The sequence below is a fragment of the Psychrobacter sp. UBA2514 genome (assembly GCF_002341255.1).
Taxonomy (GTDB): Bacteria; Pseudomonadota; Gammaproteobacteria; order Pseudomonadales; family Moraxellaceae; genus Psychrobacter; species Psychrobacter pacificensis.
The window spans coordinates 10035-30419 of sequence record NZ_DDNS01000035.1; the positions used below are offsets into that span (position 1 = coordinate 10035).

General features: G+C 42.5%; 11 protein-coding genes, 1 tRNA gene and 1 pseudogene. 8 read left to right on the forward strand and 5 right to left on the reverse strand.

What is annotated here, in order from left to right; genetic code table 11:
- The first annotated feature begins 118 nt into the window (after positions 1 to 118).
- From B3V51_RS09480 to B3V51_RS09500, 5 genes are all read left to right on the forward strand, one after another.
- Positions 119 to 1819 carry a copper resistance system multicopper oxidase gene (locus B3V51_RS09480; protein ID WP_286708314.1) on the forward strand — a complete coding sequence of 567 codons (1701 nt, stop codon included), beginning with the start codon at positions 119 to 121 and terminating at the stop codon, positions 1817 to 1819.
- Positions 1820 to 1844: 25 nt separating this feature from the next.
- Positions 1845 to 2807 (forward strand): copper resistance protein B, encoded by a 963-nt coding sequence (locus B3V51_RS09485; protein ID WP_186474522.1) that lies wholly within the window; start codon positions 1845 to 1847, stop codon positions 2805 to 2807.
- 27 nt (positions 2808 to 2834) lie between these two features.
- Entirely contained in the window at positions 2835 to 3320 is a 486-nt protein-coding gene (locus B3V51_RS09490) for a DUF305 domain-containing protein (RefSeq protein WP_058025818.1), read from the forward strand.
- Between the two features lie 177 nt (positions 3321 to 3497).
- A complete protein-coding gene (locus B3V51_RS09495) occupies positions 3498 to 5081 on the forward strand; it encodes a DUF637 domain-containing protein (protein ID WP_286708315.1) in 1584 nt (527 codons plus the stop codon).
- Entirely contained in the window at positions 5078 to 5587 is a 510-nt protein-coding gene (locus B3V51_RS09500) for a hypothetical protein (RefSeq protein ID WP_186474518.1), read from the forward strand. Before B3V51_RS09495 ends, B3V51_RS09500 begins: the two co-directional genes overlap by 4 nt.
- 130 nt (positions 5588 to 5717) lie before the next feature.
- Here the strand turns inward: B3V51_RS09500 and B3V51_RS09505 are convergent, their stop codons facing one another.
- The 5 genes and pseudogenes from B3V51_RS09505 to B3V51_RS09525 form a co-directional block, all read right to left on the reverse strand.
- Positions 5718 to 6245: a hypothetical protein gene (locus tag B3V51_RS09505; RefSeq protein ID WP_186474516.1), complete on the reverse strand. Its 528-nt coding sequence runs from the start codon at positions 6243 to 6245 to the stop codon at positions 5718 to 5720.
- A 197-nt stretch (positions 6246 to 6442) separates the two neighbouring features.
- Positions 6443 to 6898, reverse strand: a pseudogene (locus B3V51_RS09510) (tyrosine-type recombinase/integrase); the annotation flags it as partial.
- A 145-nt stretch (positions 6899 to 7043) separates the two neighbouring features.
- Positions 7044 to 7119: transfer RNA gene (locus B3V51_RS09515), tRNA-Arg, on the reverse strand.
- A 70-nt stretch (positions 7120 to 7189) separates the two neighbouring features.
- Positions 7190 to 8023, reverse strand: coding sequence for a hypothetical protein (locus B3V51_RS09520; protein ID WP_186474514.1), 834 nt, complete (start codon positions 8021 to 8023; stop codon positions 7190 to 7192).
- 73 nt (positions 8024 to 8096) lie between these two features.
- Positions 8097 to 8597: a hypothetical protein gene (locus tag B3V51_RS09525; protein ID WP_186474513.1), complete on the reverse strand. Its 501-nt coding sequence runs from the start codon at positions 8595 to 8597 to the stop codon at positions 8097 to 8099.
- Between the two features lie 405 nt (positions 8598 to 9002).
- Here B3V51_RS09525 and B3V51_RS09530 point away from each other — a divergent pair, with 405 nt between their 5' ends.
- From B3V51_RS09530 to recD, 3 genes are all read left to right on the forward strand, one after another.
- A complete protein-coding gene (locus B3V51_RS09530) occupies positions 9003 to 13490 on the forward strand; it encodes an exodeoxyribonuclease V subunit gamma (RefSeq protein WP_186474512.1) in 4488 nt (1495 codons plus the stop codon).
- Between the two features lie 72 nt (positions 13491 to 13562).
- Positions 13563 to 18077, forward strand: a complete 4515-nt coding sequence (locus tag B3V51_RS09535; protein WP_186474511.1) for a UvrD-helicase domain-containing protein — start codon at positions 13563 to 13565, stop codon at positions 18075 to 18077.
- A gap of 73 nt (positions 18078 to 18150) precedes the next feature.
- Entirely contained in the window at positions 18151 to 20355 is a 2205-nt protein-coding gene (gene recD / locus B3V51_RS09540; RefSeq protein ID WP_071001541.1) for an exodeoxyribonuclease V subunit alpha, read from the forward strand.
- Positions 20356 to 20385 lie beyond the last annotated feature (30 nt).

Here is a 20385-nt window from a genome sequence, read left to right on the forward strand (position 1 = left end):
TTTAATATTGATTGACTATAGCTTATAAAGCTCTATTAATAAGCGGCCAAAGGCATAGACTTAGCTGATAAATATAGACTCAACTCTCACTTTATGGATATAAATCAGGTAAATTATTATGAACAAAACTATGCTTAACCGCAGGCGTTTTTTGACAGGATCTTCTACCTTGTTAGGGGCATCCATGTTGTCCACCCTACCGTCTATTGCCAATAGTGCGCTCGGTAAAGGTCAACAAAACGTCGCCGTCAATAGTGACAAAGCCGACCATATCGTACCCATCTTAACCGGTAATGAGTTTGACCTTTATGTCAGCAAAAAGCCGATTACCGTCAATGGCAAGTCGAGTATAGCGACACTGATTAATGACTCGCTACCAGCGCCAACGCTAAAGATGCAAGAGGGCGAGACTGTCACCATCCGTGTCCATAATCAGATGAATGAGTCGACCTCTATTCACTGGCATGGTCTGCTCGTACCTTTTGAGATGGATGGCGTACCAGGCATCAGCTTCGATGGTATTCCCGCGAACAGTACCTTTACTTATAAATTCAAACTTAAACAATCAGGCACCTATTGGTATCACTCACACAGTGGCTTTCAAGAACAAACCGGTATGCGTGGTGCTATTGTCATTGAGCCAAAAGGCCGTGAGCGTCACCCAGTCGCAGAAGACCATGTGATCGTGCTGAGTGATTGGACGCACCGCGATCCGCACAATCTATTGAAGCTGCTCAAACAGCGCGCTGACTTTGATAACTACCACTTGCCAGATTTCAAAAAGCTACTATCTGATATTGCCGCAACAGATCTAGAAGCCGCTTATGACAAGCGCAAAATGTGGAATCAGATGCGCATGATGCCAACGGATTTTACCGATCTATCTGGTGAAAAGACCTTTACGTACCTGATGAATGGTAAGACGACAGCCGCCAATTGGACGCAGTTAGTGAAAGCAGGACAGCCTGTTAAACTGCGCTTTATCAATGCCTCAGCACAAACCATCTTTGATGTGCGCATACCTGGTCTCAAAATGACTGTAGTGGCAACCGATGGTATTGATGTCGCACCCGTTGCAATTGATGATTTCCGCATTGGGGTGGCTGAAACTTATGATGTCATCGTAACACCAACCAAAGAAGCGCATACCATATTCGCCCAAAATATTGACCGATCAGGCTATGTTGCCACTACACTTGCTACCAAAAAAGGCGCACGTGCTGCGATACCTGCTATGGATAGTATTGAGTGGTTAACTATGGCTGACATGATGGGTGCGATGGGAGATAAAGGCTACAAAGCAAAGCATGCTAAGACCGAATATGACTTTAAATCAGATATGCGCGTAGACAATCCACGTATGAACCTTGATGATCCGGGTATCAATCTGCGTAATATTGATAGAAAGGTATTAACTTATGATCAGCTTCGCTCTGTTGATGAGCAAGTGCTAGCAGAGCAGCGTAAGCCTACCAGAGAGATTGAAATACATCTAACTGGAAATATGGAGCGTTATATCTGGGCATTAGATGGGGTTATGTTTAAAGATGCAACGCCTGTAAATATTAAGCCTAATGAGCGTGTACGCATTACTTTAGTGAATGATACGATGATGAATCATCCTATGCATTTGCATGGAATGTGGAGTGATTTGCGCACGCCATCAGGAAATTTTCAGGTACGTAAGCATACGATTGTGGTTCAACCTGCGCAAAAGATTAGCTTTGATGTGACGGGTGAAGTTGGACGATGGGCTTGGCATTGCCATCTGCTATACCACATGGAAGCCGGCATGTTCAGAGAAGTTGCCGTCGTTTAACAACCTTTTGGATATGAGGCTTATTATGAAAACATCTAAGAAAAATCTGCCATTCATTGGTTTGTCATCGTTATTTTTGTTCGCATCATCGCTTGCAACAGCTGCTGAAACGTCTCATATGGATCACAGCGGTATGGATATGTCTGGTATGGATCACAGCGGTATGGATATGTCTGGTATGGATCACAGCGGTATGGACATGTCTGGCATGGATCACAGCGGTATGGACATGTCTGGCATGGATCATAGCAGTATGGATATGTCTGGTATGCAAGGTGGTGAACCACCAGCCGATGCTCGTAGTCCAGACTATTCAAATGGGGTTCCCTACGGGCAGTATGGTAAGCCAATGATGATGGGCAGCATGCCGTTATGGGGAGTGTCAGTAGACGACTTGGGCTATCAGTTTGATGACGATCAAATCAACTTCGAAGCGACGGGTTGGTACGGTACGGATAGTAATCGTATAAGGCTACGTACCGAAGGTAGTGCTCAGACCAAAGATGATAAAGAAATCGATAGCTTGAGCTCGCTCGCTTATTGGAAACCACTGAGTATCTTTTGGAACGGTGAGGCCGGTGTCGCTTACGATACTGAAAACGACAAATCTGCAGTGATGGCAGGTATTGTCGGTACCGCGCCATATTTTATCGAAACGGACGCTAGGGCGTACTTATATACCGATGGTCAACTTCGTCTTGATTTGGGCGCAGAATACGAGTGGCGTTTGGATCAGCATTGGGTAGTTATACCGGAGGTGGGGTTGACTGCCTTTAGTAAAGATGACCATGATAATGACATTACCAAGGGCTTTAATGAGATGGAAACTGAGGTCAGGCTTACTTATGAGACATTCAGTCGCCAACTCGCGCCTTACATCGGTATGAGTTATGAGACAGCGCTTGGCAAGGCTCGTGGTCAACGACGTCAACATAATGAATCGGTTGATAGCAGTAGTTTGACAACGGGGGTTAAATTCTGGTTTTAATATTATTAAAATAATAGGAGATATACTATGAATGCTTCAGATCAAAACAACATGAATCATCAGCAGGGCATGAACCCTTATGTAAAGTTCACCCTGATGATTGTGACGTCTACGATTGTGATGTATATCATGATGTACTTCAATACCTACCAGTGGGATCACATTTACTTTAGTGAAACCAGGGCTTATATGGCGCTCTACATGGGTGCCGGTATGGCAGTCGTCATGTTGGCATTTATGACTAATATGTATAAGAAGACCAAGATTAACTTGATGATTTACGGTCTGAGCGTATTGATGTTTGCTGTCGGCATTTGGGGCGTGAGATCGCAAGCAACGGTTAATCAAGTCGATTGGATGCAGGCCATGATACCGCATCACTCGATTGCTATTCTCACCAGTAGTCGTGCTGATATTGAAGATCCGCGTGTGCAGCAGCTTGCTGACGATATTATAAAAGCACAAAAGCGTGAAATTGATGAAATGAAGCAGTTGATTGATGAGCTGGAATAAAGGGTATTGATATCGCTGTTTGAACCTTTACACATTGTCCTTAAGGAGTCGTTTTTATGAAACATGTGGCCAAGCAAGCGCATATCACAAGTAGTAAATACGACAAAGTGCCAGAAGGTAACAACGGCCTCGTTGCCTAAGTTTAATCAGGTCCCAACGATCACTTCACCAGGTGGCGTGACAGTAGCTGTGCCAGTTGAAGTTACTGTTGATGCTAATAATAAAGCCAAAGCCGCTATTCAAAAAAGCCAAGAAGAGCTAGGAAAGATCGCCCTTAATCTTTCTAAACAACCGGGTTATGAGTATTTGGCGGCACTGGATAAAGATAACGATATCAATTGGGTACAAGTTGATCTGATTCAAAAGAATTGGAACTATACCCAAGAAGGATTGACACCAGGGGCGGCAGCGTTAATCGCTATTGCTGTGACTATAGCAACCAGTGGTGCTGGTGGCGCTGCTGGTATGGGTGCAACACTTACAGGCACAACAGGCACAACAGGCACAATGGGCACAGCATCAACTGCTGCATTTTCAAGCCTTGCTGCGCAAGCCTCGGTCTCTTTGATTAATAATAAGGGTGATATTAATAAAACACTTAATCAACTGGCAAGTAGCGCAACGGTTCGTAGTATGGCAACCGCAGCGTTAACGGCAGGTGTGGGAGCTAAGCTAGGTCTTACAGGTAGCCCTGACTATAGCTTTTCAGAGAACTTAGCTAAAGGTATTGGTAGAGGCGTTACTCAAGCCGTTGCTGAAGCGGCACTCAATGGTGCTAGTTTTGAAGAAGCTTTAAGGAATAGTTTACGTGGCGCGTTAGTTGATGTAGTTGCCGCTGAAACATTTGGAAAGTTTGTAAAAAGCTTTGAAGGTGATGACTTTGCGGATGCTCTTGCTCATAAGTTGGCAGCTGGAGGTGTAGGTTGTTTATCCGCTAAAGCTAAGAATCAAAACTGTGATGCTGGAGCCTTAGGTGCCATCGTTGGTGAAATGGTTGGTGATTATATGGTTGAATTGGGCGCAGAAGGCAACTTGTCTCCTGAACAAATATCAAAAATTACTAACGCTGCTAAATTATCCGCGGGTACTATAGCCATGTTAGCAGGTGTTGATGTAGATATAGCAGCCAATAGTGCCGGAACTGCAGTTGAGAACAATAGTCTTCAAGAACTCGAGATGTGGTTCCCTAATGAAGATATTAGAGACCCTAATTTTTCTAAAAAAGAGCTTGAAGCTATAAAAAGGCTTCCTGACAACATTGCAGCGGTACATGAATATTATAACGATATGACGATCGTTAGCTTTAATGCCGGTATGGTAGGCTATACAGTAGTCATCAACAACAAAAATGGTAACATGTGGGTTACTGGTGTTGAGAAAATAAATAAGAATGGGCAAACTTACTATTCAGTTGTACCAGAAGTCGGTATTAATTTGAATATAAGTGAATTAGCAAAGGCAGTCTCAACATCTAATGGTAAGGTAACTCGACCTGTAGGTGTGTCAGCATCTGTGAACTTTGGCAGTATTTTAGGGGGTGGAATGGAGGCATCTGATATTGACGAAGTGATTAAAGGTAGTTCTGTAGGCGGGATTATATGTCATGGTGCTTGTTTGGGTGGTATATATACCAAATCAAAGGATAAGGTATTTACTTACGGCATAGGTTCCAGTCAAGTTGGGGTGAATGGTGGTAACATGGTCCAAGTATCTGCACAAAAACGGCAGCAAGTGCTAACCTTGTTAGGCATTAAGAAATGAAAAATGTGATCTCTATTGTAAGAACCGTTTTTATTACAGGGGTGATATCGCTTTTTTTACTGATTTGGTGGACGTTTTATATAGACGGGTCTATCGGGTTTGGTGGTGAAACGCCGTCAAGAGAAGACAGGCCATCAATGCAAGAAGTCACCTCATTACTAGATGATGTGACTAAAGGGCTTCCTACTCCAGATCGGAATACTGAGAGATCAAAAGATGTGGTTAGGTCTGCAGTCAAAGTTTATGAAAATCCAACTCAAATAACTGTTCATCAATTAATGCAAAATATCACTGATCAAAAAATTTGGAAAAAAATACTTACAAAAGATTCTAACAAGCAGGAATATTGCTATGATCAATATAACCTTATTATTAATCAAGAAAATAAGGATTATACTGTATTAGGTAAAGGTATAATTAACTATCTATTTGTACGTGTATCTTGGACAGATTCTAGTCAATGTCGTAAAGCCTATCTTAAGCGTTTAAATTCTAGAGCGTCTTAAACCACCCTTAAGTAAGGTTGAAATGGTGACATCTAACCTATAGCTTGTATACCATTACTTACTTAACAGTGCAAAAACATCGTAAGTAACTCTGATCAAATACCAGAGTTACTTCTAACAATTCTCTAAATCAATTATTGATAATAATCGGATAAGAAATAGTCCTCGGTGCAGGTGGTGGCGCAGTTCGTACCACTTCCGTTACGGGCTGACCTGTTGCTTTATCCTTAATCCAAATATCAGCGTAGCTATCTCCACTAAACCATGCCGTACCAATGTCAGTGACAAAGTCTAACTGATAGTTCCTATTGGCCTCAGCGGTGAAGCTAAGTTTAGTCGGTTTAGTATAGTGCCCTGCCATACGATAAGTAACGGTCATTGTGTGTTCGCCTATAGTAAGCGGATAGACATTGTCCCAAGTGTCGCTGTAACTTTCCTTTTTATCTTTAGGTACGCGCTTACCATCAATCTCCATGATATAAGCGATACGATCACCAACGAGCTTGGTATGTCGCGGCTCCATTTTACCCATAATCGTTGCGCTCTCCCCTGGCACAGGTGGCTGATAGATCAGCTCGCTTGGTAACTCTTTGACATTTTTCATGCTTATACAAGCGGTCAACAACGGTAACGCACACACCAACACAGTCCACTTCATCACTTATCCTCAGTAGAATCCGTTCAATTAATAGTCGTAGTCTTTCATCATTTTTTAAAAACATTCGTTGGTAAAAATTTGACGTTTATAGTTTACCTTTTTATCTTTCAATCAGTAATATCTTTATTAGAAATTAACGTAATAGTTAGGACATAATAAACTTTTAAGCGCATCTTTACCGCTGTCTCAATATATCCTTACGCCTCAGCTGATCTGCAAACTTCTAATACATCCATGGGCTTGATATCAGTTATAGGCATGATGCCAAGGTATGCATTTAGCCGTTTCAGCTTCATATAGTTATTTTTGATAGTATAGGGGGCTATATGAGTCTTGCGGCCCCTGTACTCTTCAGCAACCATAGCGAATGTATTTTTAGACTTAAGCAATTGCTTGCGCTCTTCATCTCTTTTGGTATCGCGTGGATCATCACCGTTAGCAAGATGATACTTAATATCAGTCCGCATCTGTCTTGCAGCTGCTAAAGTGATCTCTGGGTATTCACCTAGTGTTACTGTGACACGCTTTCTTGTGATAGGTGTCGTATAGTCAATACGCCATGTTTTTGTGCCGGCCTTACTGATATGTAAATAAAGACCACCGCCATCGTTTAAGGTATAGGGTTTATCCAAAGGCTTAGCCTTATCGACTTGAGTATTGGTAAGGGGCTTGACAGTTTTTTACCATTTTTACAGTAAGCAGGGGGTAATTATGGGTATATAAAGCAAGGTTTGGACAATAAAAAACCCCTAAAAGCCTTGTTGGAGGGGCGTTAAGGGGTATTTTAGTATATTCATGTGGTGCGCCCACAGGGACTCGAACCCCGATCGATCGCTTAGGAGGCAACTGCTCTATCCTGTTGAGCTATAGGCGCATTATGGGGTGACATTGTAGGAAAAAGCAGTCATAAAAGCAATCAACAAAAGACAAATAGAGGCAATTTGTCATTTATCTCCATTGCTAAGAGCATCAGCGACATCTACTGGATTATCGCCTGATTCTTTTTTTGTCCGTGATGTTGGTTGAAACAAGTCGTTTACGCTATTCTTATAACCATTAATATTATAATAATCGTATTTCTCTAAAATACCTTGGCCCGTACTTGAGAGTAAGAAGTTGCGAAAACTAACGGCAACCGTACGGTCTGTCAAAATAACGCCTTCGAGTTCTTGCTTGTCTTTCAAGGCATAATTAAAGGAGGTTAGTGTACGTGCCTCTTTATTATCGTTCTCGGTAGCTGCCTGTTCACTATTAGCATTTTCACTATCAGTATTTTCGCTATCGGTTTCATCCTCTGTAATAACTGTATTGGCGTTTGCCTTACTCTGGTTATCTTGGTGTTGAGACGCTGTCAGCTTTGCTTGTAGTTGCGCGAGACGTTCTGCCGATAGCCTATCATTTGCGATAATGATGTCTGTATTAAAAGCGGCGTCGCTGTCGTTGTTAGCATTGATATCATTATCTAATAAGGTTAAAAGTGTGTTTGGTGCCACATAGCTTGCTAACACTTGAATATGAGGATAACGAGATTCAAAACTGACAATGATATCGTCCAATGGCACTTGCAGGCTTTTTGCTGCACGGACATACAGGATGCTATCAGGCACAGTTTTGGCAGTCTTATCGCCTTTGGCAGCTTTAGGTTCATTCTCACTTGCCATGATAGGTAGCGGATCTATACTTTTACGATTGTGGGTCCACAACCACGCAATCAGAGCGATAAAAATTGCTAGCAGCAATAAAATTAGCCCAGCCAGTAGCAGCTTGTAGTCTTTCATATATTACCGCTCTTTTATTAATGGATTCAGTTCAAAATTTACATAAGACACTATAGGTGATATATGGCTTGCGTCAAAGCTTTTGATCGAATACTTCATTGGTTAACTCAGTCAGCATCTCTGCAAACACATCTGTATTCACAAAAGAAGACATAGACGCTGGGGTTTTATTCTCAGTACGGTTATTACTAAGCGAGGCAGGCTGGCTATCAATCGCTTTTGCATAGGCTGTCGCTTGATGTGCAGCCAATGGCGACTGACCGATCATAAGCTTGTCTTTTAGCCATTTAAACCCATGCGCCTCCCACCACGCTTCAAAACGTGATAAGGTGCTACCACGCACTGCAATAGGCAAATCTAATGTACGTAATTTTTGTGCCAATACAGGATCGCTGATGGCTTGGTGAATGCTCAGATAAAGGGAGCTACTATCGTCAGTATAAGGACGTCTGTTTTGCCATGATTTATCATCGATTTTCATACGCGGTAATTGCCATAGCTCACCACGATAGTAAACAACGTATAAACGTTGTTTCGGATGAACAAAGACGGCATCAATAGGACGCAAAGGCATAATGTTAAATCATCTCGTGATAATGGATATTAGGTCTAGATAAGGTATAGAAAATAACTTAAAAGAGCGGCAATGTATATTTTATTATCATAATTATAAGCAGTGCCACAAAACGACATTAGATGTCGCAAGATAGTATAATGCTGATATCTATACTGGTAAACATCGAATATCAGTGGCACACTGACAGAGCATATACGTGGCTTATGAAAGCGTATTGTACATCATATAATGCTAGCAGAAATGCATGACAGTGACGACTGCCAAAGATGTATTGATGAGTATCAATTCGGGCTTCACTGCTACTTTCTGTGGCACTTTTATTACAAGCGTAGTGATTGACAGGTTAGCTGTAACCAACAGTAGCTCTCAGCGCTTACGCTTATTCTAATCAGATTATTGTCTATGTTTACTATCATTCAGTCACATCGTACCGAAAATCTCGTTGACCAGCTACTGGTGCAATATCAGTCAAAGAGTCAGAACATTTTTGAACCTTTTATTGTTATTGTACCGTCCATGGTATTGGGCGACTGGTTGGATAAAACCATTGCTAGCCGTGCTGGCATCAGTACATTGGTGCGTACCAAATTTTGGGGTCAGTATCAGTGGACACTCATGCAGGATGTGCTAACTCGCCATAATGCCTATTTGTTAGAGGTTAATCCTGAAGCAGCAACCTTGAATGTACCTGAAGTTGCTGTGCTGTCGCCCACGGTGATGCAGTGGCGCCTGTTCGGCTACCTAACTTACTATCAAGCGTTGATCGTCAATGATGACACGCATCCTGTGAACCCATTGTTGGCATCTTTGATTGACGAGCCGCAAGAAGGGGTCAAGCAAGATAAGGCGCAACAAGACGCGCGCATTTGGCAACTGGCAAGTGACTTGGCAAGGGTGTTTAACCGTTACTTGACTCACCGTGAGGATTGGCTGGCGCTATGGTCGGACAATAAGCCACTTGATGTAGATAAGCTGATCGCAGATAAAGATGCGTTGTCCCTACGTTTTGATCAGTATGCACGCGGTACGCCTGAGTGGCTAGTGGCACACTATGTAGAGCTTGAGATTGCACAGCGTTTTTTGTGGTCGCATTTGTTTGCGGATGTACATCAGCACCGCATGGCCATTGAGAATACCTTTTGGTCAGCCTTAGAAGATGATAAAGCAAATGAACGTGAGCAGTTGCCCAAAGTATTGCGTATTTTTACTATTCAGCAATTGCCACAGACTGAGCTTGATTTTTTGCAGCGCTTGTCGAAATATATGGACATCACGTTACTACACTACAATCCCTCAAAGTTATTTTGGGCAGATATTGTTGATAAAGCGTGGCTACAGCGTCAGCAGATTATTAATCCCCAAAGCGTGTTTTTACGTGATTACGGGCACAGTTTACTGTCGCGTTTAGGCAAACAGTCTCGTGATACTTTTGCTATGTTGGCCAATTTGTCAGGTAATGAGCAATACCAAGAGGCGCTGGTGGAGTGGCAAGATAACTTTAGTGATAGGTTTGATGATGAAACTGGTAGCGTCATCGATGGCAGTGCCAGTAATAGTGATAACGACGATAGGTTGCAAGCAGCAGAAAACGGCCCAAGTTTATTGCGCCGTTTGCAAAACGATGTGTTGATGCTTGACGAGCAATCAACCCAACAAGCGACAGCCGCAAAAGTCTCAGAGGCCGTCAGCAACCAAATAGCATTGGATTTTGAGCAAGAAACGTCATGGTACGACGATGAGGTACTAGAGAATAAGCGCTTTGAAAAAGACCGTTTTTGGGCTATCTCTTCTCAAGATAATAGCCTAAGCATTCATTCTTGTCATAATTTACAGCGCCAACTTGAAGTACTGCGCATTATGATTGGACGCTGGCTCAATGAGCCCATCAAAGCTGGTGAGAAAAAGCGCCATATATCAGACATTGTGGTGTTGCTACCTGATGTTGAGCGTCATCATGCGCTAATTAGCTCTATTTTCGTCAATGGCAGGGGACAAGATGGCCTGACCTTGCCTGCGAAGGTGACTGGTGTTGTCGATGCTGATATTCGCCAGTTATGGGAAGCGATTATTGGGTTTTATAAGCTGCTTGGCAGTCATAGCGCTCGTTTTGAAGCGGCTGAGGTTTTAGATTGGCTGATGCTGCCACCCTTATTTGAGAGTTTTGGGTTGACCCATGAGCAAATGAGCCGTGGTTGTGATTTGTTGGTGGAAGCTGGTTTTATCCGCGGGTTTGATGAGCTGCATCTAAAGCAGACCCTAGACGTCAATGACTATGATTATCGCTTTAGCTTCGCACAAGCGTTAGACAGACTGACTTTGGGTTTAATTATGCCAGAGGCGGGTCTGAGTGATTGTTTATACCCTTTGCATGAAGATGAATGGCCAAGTACAGCTGTACCTGAGATGAGCTTACCACTCGCGCAAGTGAGTCTAAATGATGCCATGATTGTAGAAGCGCTTTGTCGTATCTATGCTGGTTTGGTGGCAAGGCGTGATGACCATACACAAAAAATGAAAGCGGAAGATTGGCTCGATCAGATTGAGACCCAAGTGATTCATCGATACTTTGGCGATGTTGATCAAACACGTACGATGCGCGCTATCTATAATGCGATGAATGGCTTTAAATCGAGCTTACGTGCCAATCGTCATTATAGACAATACTCTAGTGGTGATAGCAATAGAGTAGAGGTGGAGCAAAGGCTGGCAGGGGTCGAGCAATTACCGCTCAAGCTGAGCTTTATGCTAGACAGTATCGAAGCTGAGCTTGAGAGCCAGCAAGTCAGTGCGGAACCGACAGGCGTGATCACTTTTGGTCGATTTGGTGCACTACGCAACGTACCATTTGAGTTGGTAGTGATGCTCAACATGGATCTCTCTGAGTTTCCTGGGCGTGACCGTGACAACCGATATGACTTGATGAAAGCGACCAATTCACGGCGCGGCGATCGAGTCAGTGAGGATGATGATAACGGGGCATTTTTGGATGCGCTACTATGTGCGCGTAGTGCGTGTTGGATATTCTACAATGGACAAAGCTTGACCGACACTCATGAGCATCTACCAGCGAACCCAGTAAGTGAATTATTACAGTTCTTACAAGGTGAGGTACAGTGGCAGGTCAACTCGCTTGATACTTTGCCTGAAAGTATTGATCCAACGACAGAGAGTCTTAAGCGTTATTTACCAAAGCTCATCAAAGAGTGGCTGGTCACTGAGCATCCAGCACTACCTTTTCACAAAAGCTTGTTTGAAGCGGATATTGAAGGGATTTCTGAGAAAAAAACTGATACGTCTAATGATGTTAGCGATAGCAACCCTGATACTGCAGCAGCCGATGAGCTAGATAGGTTGCTAAATAAAGCCATGCGCAAAACCAAACTGGCTCAGAAAAAACAATTCCCTCCGGCGCCGCTGTGGCAAGCGGTGTTTGAGACACTACAGAAAAGAAGATCTAGCGAGCATCCACAACTGATTGGCTTGCCCACAAAAACACAGTACGAAGCCATTGCTCAAATGCTGGGTCATCGCTTGGGTGGACTGGGGAACATAAATCATCAAATCGTGTCTACATTAGCCAATATGCTGGGACTCGATACTTCTACTGCTGCTAATGATATGAGCGATAGGACTCAGGCGCTCACCCGAATGGTGCGTGATACCGTATTTAATATTGGCGAGATAGATATTGAGGGTATGCTGGTGTATCAAGTGCGCCATCCTGCCAAAGCGTTTTTACGGTCTCAAAAAGTGCATGTGGTACAAGGTGAGGAAGCGATGGCGCATCAGGAACCGTTGTTTTTGGATCACCTGACAACTTATCAGATTAAAGATCATTTGATTAAAAGGCTGGCCGCCGATAAGCGTACTGACAATAAGGTCCAGCAAGATAGCTCAACGTTGATGTATCAAAAAATTATACCAGCAGGGGTAGCACGCCAAACCACGTTGCCCAATCAACAACAACAATTACAGCAGCAGTGCCTAGAGTTTGAAGAGCAGTTGATCGCTAATGGTTTTGGTGAGCGTGTCGTACCTAATATAAGTAGAACAGATATAAGTAGAACAGAGGATATGACAGCTTTGCATTTACTGACACCCACCGCAGAGCACCCCTTTCAGATAGAGCTGGCAGCTATACTTAATCGTGTAAATAGCGACGCAAACAGTCAAATAGACACAGACGCATGGCTTACATTACTGCCAAAATCTATCAAAATAAAAGGCCTAGTGCCGCTGTTAACGCCAAGGCTATCAGTATCATCAGATAACGATGATAAAAACGCTCATATTCAGGCAGGCATGACCTATGCCGAGCAATCACCTAAGCAATGGTTAAATATACTGCCTAATTCTGCCAGTCCAAAACATCTCCTTAAGTTTTGGTTGTCCCATCTATACTGGCAAGTAGCCAGATGCACCACGGCTGAGCAAGTGGCAGCAAATGATGGCGTGAGTATTTGGCGTTTTAATAAATCGAGCTCAAAAGTAGATGCCTACAAAAATGTCATCGCATTTAAACTAAGCCCAATCGTCTATGAGGATGCGGTACTGGAGCTAATAAAGTGGGCGATTTTTGGCAATCTATCGGGTCAAACACCCATCACATTACTGCCTGAATATGCGCTTAATTATTTGGCTAAGTGCTCAAAATCGCAAGCAGATGATAATGAAAATAGCAGTTATTGGCCAAAACGAGCAGATTTTAAAGATTGGTTAAGGTCTGATGATCATTTAGATACGGTATACGACACTTGCTCGCAGCATGCTATTTGGCAATATGTACTGCGTGATCAAGATGCCTTTAGAGCCTTATCAGCAGCGTTGACCACCTTGGCGCAACCACTGTATAGGCCGATGTTTACCGCATTAGATGGGTTAGACAATTAGCTATAGCAGTTGTTTTTAGTTTTCTTTTTATCCTCTAGATTTTATAGATAATAATTAAAAGTATGCGCTTATATGACAGATTTTACTGACACAACCGACATTATTGAACCTACTGTACAACCAAATTTATCTGACGATCATCCAGATGTTTCGGGTGACTTAGGGGCTATAGTTGAGGAAAAAGAAGAAATAGCACCGGCGGTTGCGGTTGCATTAACGGGTCGACACCTTATCGAAGCCTCAGCGGGTACAGGTAAAACGTGGACGCTGACTGGTATTGTGCTGCGCCTACTGATTGAGGCACGGCGTGCGCCAGAGCAAATCATTGCCACCACCTTTACTCGAGCCGCCGCTGCCGAGATGCGTCAGCGTATCCATGATCGTTTGGTAGAGTTTTATCAGCTATTACAATGGGTCAATAACCTGAGTGCAGATACCAAGAACAAAGATAACTTATATCCCAATATATTGCAGGTACTGCCTGATAGGGGCGATAACAAGAATAACAAGGATAAGCCAACAAGCAACGACTCAAGTATCGAATCAAATGCTAAAACAGAGGCTGATGAGTTTAATCAAGATATTGACCATGACCATAAACATGCTCAGCAGGTGGCTCGAGAAAAGCGCGCGCAAGTCAAAAAAGCGCGTGAAGATTGGTTAAAAGAGCAAGCCAAACATGCACGCTTAAACGCTATTATGGACGATCCCATTAACCTACATTTAGTCGGTTATCTATTAGATCATGTGTATAGCTATCCGATGGCGGAGGCGATCCGGCGTACTGCATTAGTGTTAACCACGTTGGATAAGCTGTTTGTCGGGACGCTCGATAGCTTGGCGCAAAAGTGGCTGACCGAGTACAGTAGTGAAACCGGTCATCAGCAAGGCATGGCGATTATAGAAGACAGTAGTATCGAGCAGGTTACCGATAGTATTATCCATGATGAGCTGCGTCAGTTTCAAAGCCGTTTGTATCATGAGCAGCCCAAACTGTATGCGCTTATGGATCAGCAAGGTAAGCTGACTGCAGTAGGGGATCATAAAAAATTCGTTTCTCGCTCGCTGAACTTTATTTCTGCGCCGATTGATGAGATGAGGGCTATTGAGTTTGATATCCAAAATTATGAAGAATTTTTGAATCAGTTCTGTAATTTTGACTTTAATGACATTCAAACCTATCTTGATAAAGATTTTAGAAAAAAAGAAGGGTTCGATAATCGTAAAAGTGTTGCTAAAAATTTAGGTTTTTATCAAGATTTCAAAGATCTTATTCAAAATAAGCAACTATCCTTTTCTCAAAGCTTATCTAAACCACAATTAAATTTTTTAAAACAACTCAAAGCTACTTACGATGACTCAGAGGAATCTGGATTCTTAGCAGACAAAGAACAAGGAAGAGTGAGGTTTATTAGTACTAAATCCGTTCAGATGATGCTTAAGCTATATAAATATATTCAACAGTTTAATAGTTACATCATTACTATTTTAGCCAACCTTAACCGTCATATCGTGCTTGCGGTACGCAATAGACTGCCAGTGATTTTAGAGGAGCGAGGGGAGACCACCTTTAGTCTGCAGATGGTGCGCTTAAACCAAGCACTAACAGGTCGGCAAGGCGATAAGCTAGCACGTTATATACGTCACCATTACCCCATTGCATTAATTGATGAGTCGCAAGATATCAATGGCGAGCAAGCCATTATGATCGAAAGTATCTATTTGCCAAAGCGTAAACGTAAACAGTCGGATAATGACAAGCAATCCACTACTAAAAAATCCAGCCATGAGTTTTTGCTACTGGTTGGTGACCCAAAGCAGGCGATCTATGGGTTCCGTGGCGGTGACGTGACCAACTATAATTATATGAAAGGGCAGTTTGACAAAAGTACCATTTGGACGCTCAACACCAACCGTCGCTCAAATGCAGGGGTGATTCATGCACTAAACTGCTGGTTTGGTATGCCGACAGCAACGACTGCTGACAACAAGCTGGCACAGTTGGGCAGTGATATTTATTACCAGCATACGAAAGCTAGGAAAGAAAAAGAAGGTGAGGAAGCCAAGAGTAAACTATCTTGGTTTAGGGATTCAGACGCAAAAGATAGTAGCTTGGTGACGGAAGTGCTTTCTGCTCAGCCGGTGAGCATCTTGCACCTGCCTAATGGTAAAGATGGTGAGCTTGATTATGATGAGTATGAAATCACCGCTCGTCATATTGCTAGCTTGCTCAGTAGTGGTCAGACATTAAAAGATAGGCCGATTCAGCCTAGTGATATTGGAGTGTTGGCACGTACCAAAAAAGATTTAAAGCAGGTTGAAGACGAGTTGGTCAAACTAGGCGTCCCAACCCTGACCACCAGTGACGTCAGTATCTTCGAGACGATTATGGCAGAAGATGTCGCAGCGCTACTGAGCGCCATGCTCTATCCGTATCGTCATGACATGATTAATCGGGTCTTAACCAGTCATCTATATGGCCTAAGTATCAACGATATCAAAGCCATGATGACGGATCATGAGTCAGGCGTGGCTGAGAGTGACGATAGACTTAATAGTATCAATCTAAATAGTAGCGATGTTCAAAATACAGAACATAAAAAGAGCTATCAAGATTTTATTACGTATCTAAAGGAAGGGGCACAGCGCTGGCAGCATTTTGGTGTTTTGTCGGCGCTACATTACTTACTAGATAAAAGCCCCATACAGACACAAGGCGTTTGGCAAGCACTAGCCGCTCATCCAGATGGCGATCGACATATCATGGATTTGCGTCATATCATGGATGTGTTGGCGCAGTATGGCCTAAGTATGGGTGAGCATGAGCTATTAGCTTGGTTTAGGCAGCACATAGAGGCTGCACCCAACAGCGATTGGGCGAAGCAGTATCCGCTACCCACAGAGTCTGGCGTGCAGCTCATGACCATTCATAAATCAAAAGGGCTTGAGTTTCCGATAGTCTATGTACTGGGTATGGGAGATGCCAGTAGGAAATCAGGTAATAATGAGAAGTATGGTCTGTATCTATATAATGCTCAGCAAGCACCTTCAGCGTTAGTGCAGCAATCAGCAAAGGATCAATTTATAGGTAATCAGCGCCGCTTCTCACCATTGCAAGGCTCTGCTACGGTAGAGGACTATTATACTGATATCGAAACAAAAGAAGGCTTTGATGAGCTGCGCCGACTTGGTTATGTGGCATTTACGCGGGCTAGCGAGCAGCTTTATATCGTGCTGCGAGATCCAAGCAACAAAACAGGATTTGAGCTAAAACCGGTATTTTATTGGTTTGATTCTCCAGACGCAAAGTTTGAATTACCTGATAGGCTAAAAGGCACGATAGGTATGCTTAGAGGTCATAATATTAATGAGTTCTATAATAGTCACTATACTAAGACAGTAACGTCAACAGATACCAAACTTACCATCGAACCCACGACACAAGCGATTGAGTATGTTCCTTTTGCTGAGGTCATGAAAACGAGTTATTTTTATGGTTGGGCTAAGACCAGCTTTACAGCTTTGGCTCGTCAGCTAGACGAATCAACACAAGCAATGGCTGTTGTTGATGAGCGTATTGATGATGCGATAGACATTGATATGGCAGACGCTGCAATGTCGTTAGAGCCTTATCCTAATAGTAGCCTTGATAGTAATACGTCTCTCGAAAAAATTGATGAGCTAAGTCTCAAGTCAGAAGAGGATATTCGCTTTACCTTTGTAAAAGGTGCTAATGCAGGTACGTTTTTACATGAGATATTTGAAAAAATCGATTTCACTAATAAATCCCAGTGGTCTGGGGTGATCGATAGAGCGGTCAGTAGTTATCAATTACCGCTGATGTATAGCAGTGCTGAACACCAAAGCCGTAGAGCACAAGGTAACCGAGAAGAGAGTTCTGTCTCATTTAACGCTGATGCAATAGATACGACAAAGCATGAGGCCTTGATTGCTTGGATTGAAGAAGTGCTGCGTACTCCGCTGCTAGCGTCCAATCAGCCACTTTATTCTCTCAACGAAGAGCAACGCTTTGCTGAATTAGAGTTCAATATGGGGCTGTCAGAGCGCTTTAAAGCAGAGGATATCAGTCAGTTATTTCAACAGTATCTACCTGATGAGACAGACAAGCATGTCAATCTTGTACCGCAAAATAGAACGCACTTGTATCGTTACTTGCGTGGTGAGATTGATTTGGTTTATGAGTATGCTGGCAAGTACTATGTGGTCGATTATAAGAGTAATTTTTTAGGAAATAGCCTAAGCGATTACAATGAAAATACACTCAGAAAGGCTATGACAAAAGCAGGCTACTGGCTACAAGCAGCAATTTATCAAGTAGCTTTGCATCGATTCCTTTCGATGAGAATTGCTGATTATGTAGGCAATGAGTCTAGGTATTTAGGGGCGGTAGAATATGTCTTTCTAAGAGGGGTATATAGCCCCGACGCTCAAGCAACTGCTACCGTATCACAAGAGGCTATTAAGACGAGCGAATCACCACATAACGGCCGTTATGGACTTGTGACGTGGGATATACCAATCGATTTTATCAAAGGTTTAGATGCGCTATTTGGTGTACCTGATTAGTAGATCATACCTAACGACTATCATTAATCAAAGATTCTAAAAAGATCAAACAGGTCAAAATAGAGACAAATATATCATGAGCAATAATAATAAAAGCAGTGCAGCAATGGGCTTACAAGAAAGCTGGGCCAGTAATATCAGTGATTATATTTTGCTACGCCGTGAGCAAACGCGTATAGCGTACGACGCAACGTATGCAAAAGCGAATAATGAGAGCAAACAAGCTGATAAGAAAGAAGACGATTATTTATTTAACGCATTGTTCATGATGTTAGCGACGCATTTAGAAGAGGGCCATACCGTACTGACCATTAAGTCCTCTGAGCATGAAGAGGTATTGCAAGGTGAAATCAATAATGAGTCAGTCACATTATACACTTGGCAGCAACAGTTATTAGAGGTGCTAGCAATGCCAATCTTTGCGCTCATAGATACCAAATCAAATACTCAACCAGAAGATCAATCTACCGCCGAAACGTCGATATTTACATTGCTAAGCACATTATTTGATAAGCGGAATCAGCTATGGATACAGTTGGCGCTGAGTAATCATGAAAAGGACATGCTAACCAAGCGTTTTGATACAATTGCCAAGGTATTTCAGCTACTAAAAAATACCGACTTTAATTTTTTCATAAATCTAGTTAATAAGCATGCTTTGTTTGCTGAGGTTAAGGCTAACACTAATAGTAACAATGAAGAAAATAGCCTAAGCAATAATAACCAACCTATCATTTACGACATAACTAACAGCCAAAATTCAAAAGAATCTATTACTTTTTGGCTACATCGCGCATGGCAGGCCGAATTTAATTTGGCAAAAAATATTAACAATATCTTGAATCAAAAAGTAAAGCCTTTACCAATAACAATACCTGAAAGCCTTCACGAAAATCAAATAAAAGCAATTAATGTCGCTAATAACAACGCGTTTAGTATCATTACCGGTGGTCCAGGGACAGGTAAAACATACACCGTTGCTCAGTTAGTTATTGCACTGCAACAAGCGACAGAGAGTGGAGGGGAGGGTTCTGAAAATATTAGATTTAGTACGGATAGTGCGAGTCTCGCACTAGCAGCGCCTACTGGTAAGGCTGCACAGCGTATGCAAGAGTCTTTACAAGCTGCTTTGGATACAGCGGGCATTAATTTGCAGCTGCAAGAAGCCAAAACCATTCACCGTTTGCTAGGTATTGGGCGGACGGGCAGACCTCGTTACAATGCCGATAATCCACTTGGCGAAGATATTATCATTGTTGATGAAGCGTCGATGCTAGGGGTTGAGTTGGCTAATTACTTGGTGAGTGCAGTGAAACCAGGCGCAAGGCTCATACTGTTAGGTGATGCTAACCAGTTGGCAGCAGTCGATGCAGGGGCGGTATTGGCGGATTTATGCTGCATACCATTGCTACAATCCATTCATGCAGAGCTGACTGAGAGTCGCCGATTTGGCGCGGACTCAGGTATTGGCAAGCTGGCTATCCAAATCAATAGAGCAGAGACAAATCTTCAAACTATTTGGCAATTATTAAGGCAAGACGATGCCTTGAGTTTCCAATACGTGAATACGTTGCAAGTAGACTCTGTACCAAGCAATCAAATAAAAAATAGCCTAAGCAATGAAAAAAATATCTTAAAGATCTCCCAAATTTATCAACCATATATAGAAATAGTTAAAAATTTACTAAGAAATCCAATAGAAAAATCTATGCCAGAATCAATAAAAAACACTATTGCATCATTGATGGAAATATTTAGTGAGTTCAGAATATTAACTGCTGGTCACAATGGTGAGTGGGGCGATCATTACATCAATAATTATCTCACCCAATGGCATCTCACTGAACTAAAGCTCCCACTGGGTCAAAACGCATGGTTCCACGGTCGCCCTATTATGATTTTGCAGAATAACTATGAATTAGGGTTATTTAATGGTGATATTGGTTTTTGCTTACAGACATCAGATGAACGAAATCAATTGGAAGTATTTTTTGAAAATAAGACCCAAGGGATTGCGGTCAATCTACTCAACGAGGAGGTAGTTGCTACTGCATACGCTATGACGATTCATAAGTCGCAGGGATCTGAATTTGATCATGTCGCAATTACGTTTGATGATAGTCATGCAAGATTATTAAGCAAGGAGCTTATTTATACAGCGGTGACTCGTGCCAAAAAACAAGTGACGATATACAGTACGAAACACGCTTTTGAGAAAGCTGTCCAAACACCGACCGAAAGACATACCGGTTTGTCCCTACAGTTTGAGTACTTATGATTATCATTCTAAGTTCAAAAAAAGCATCCA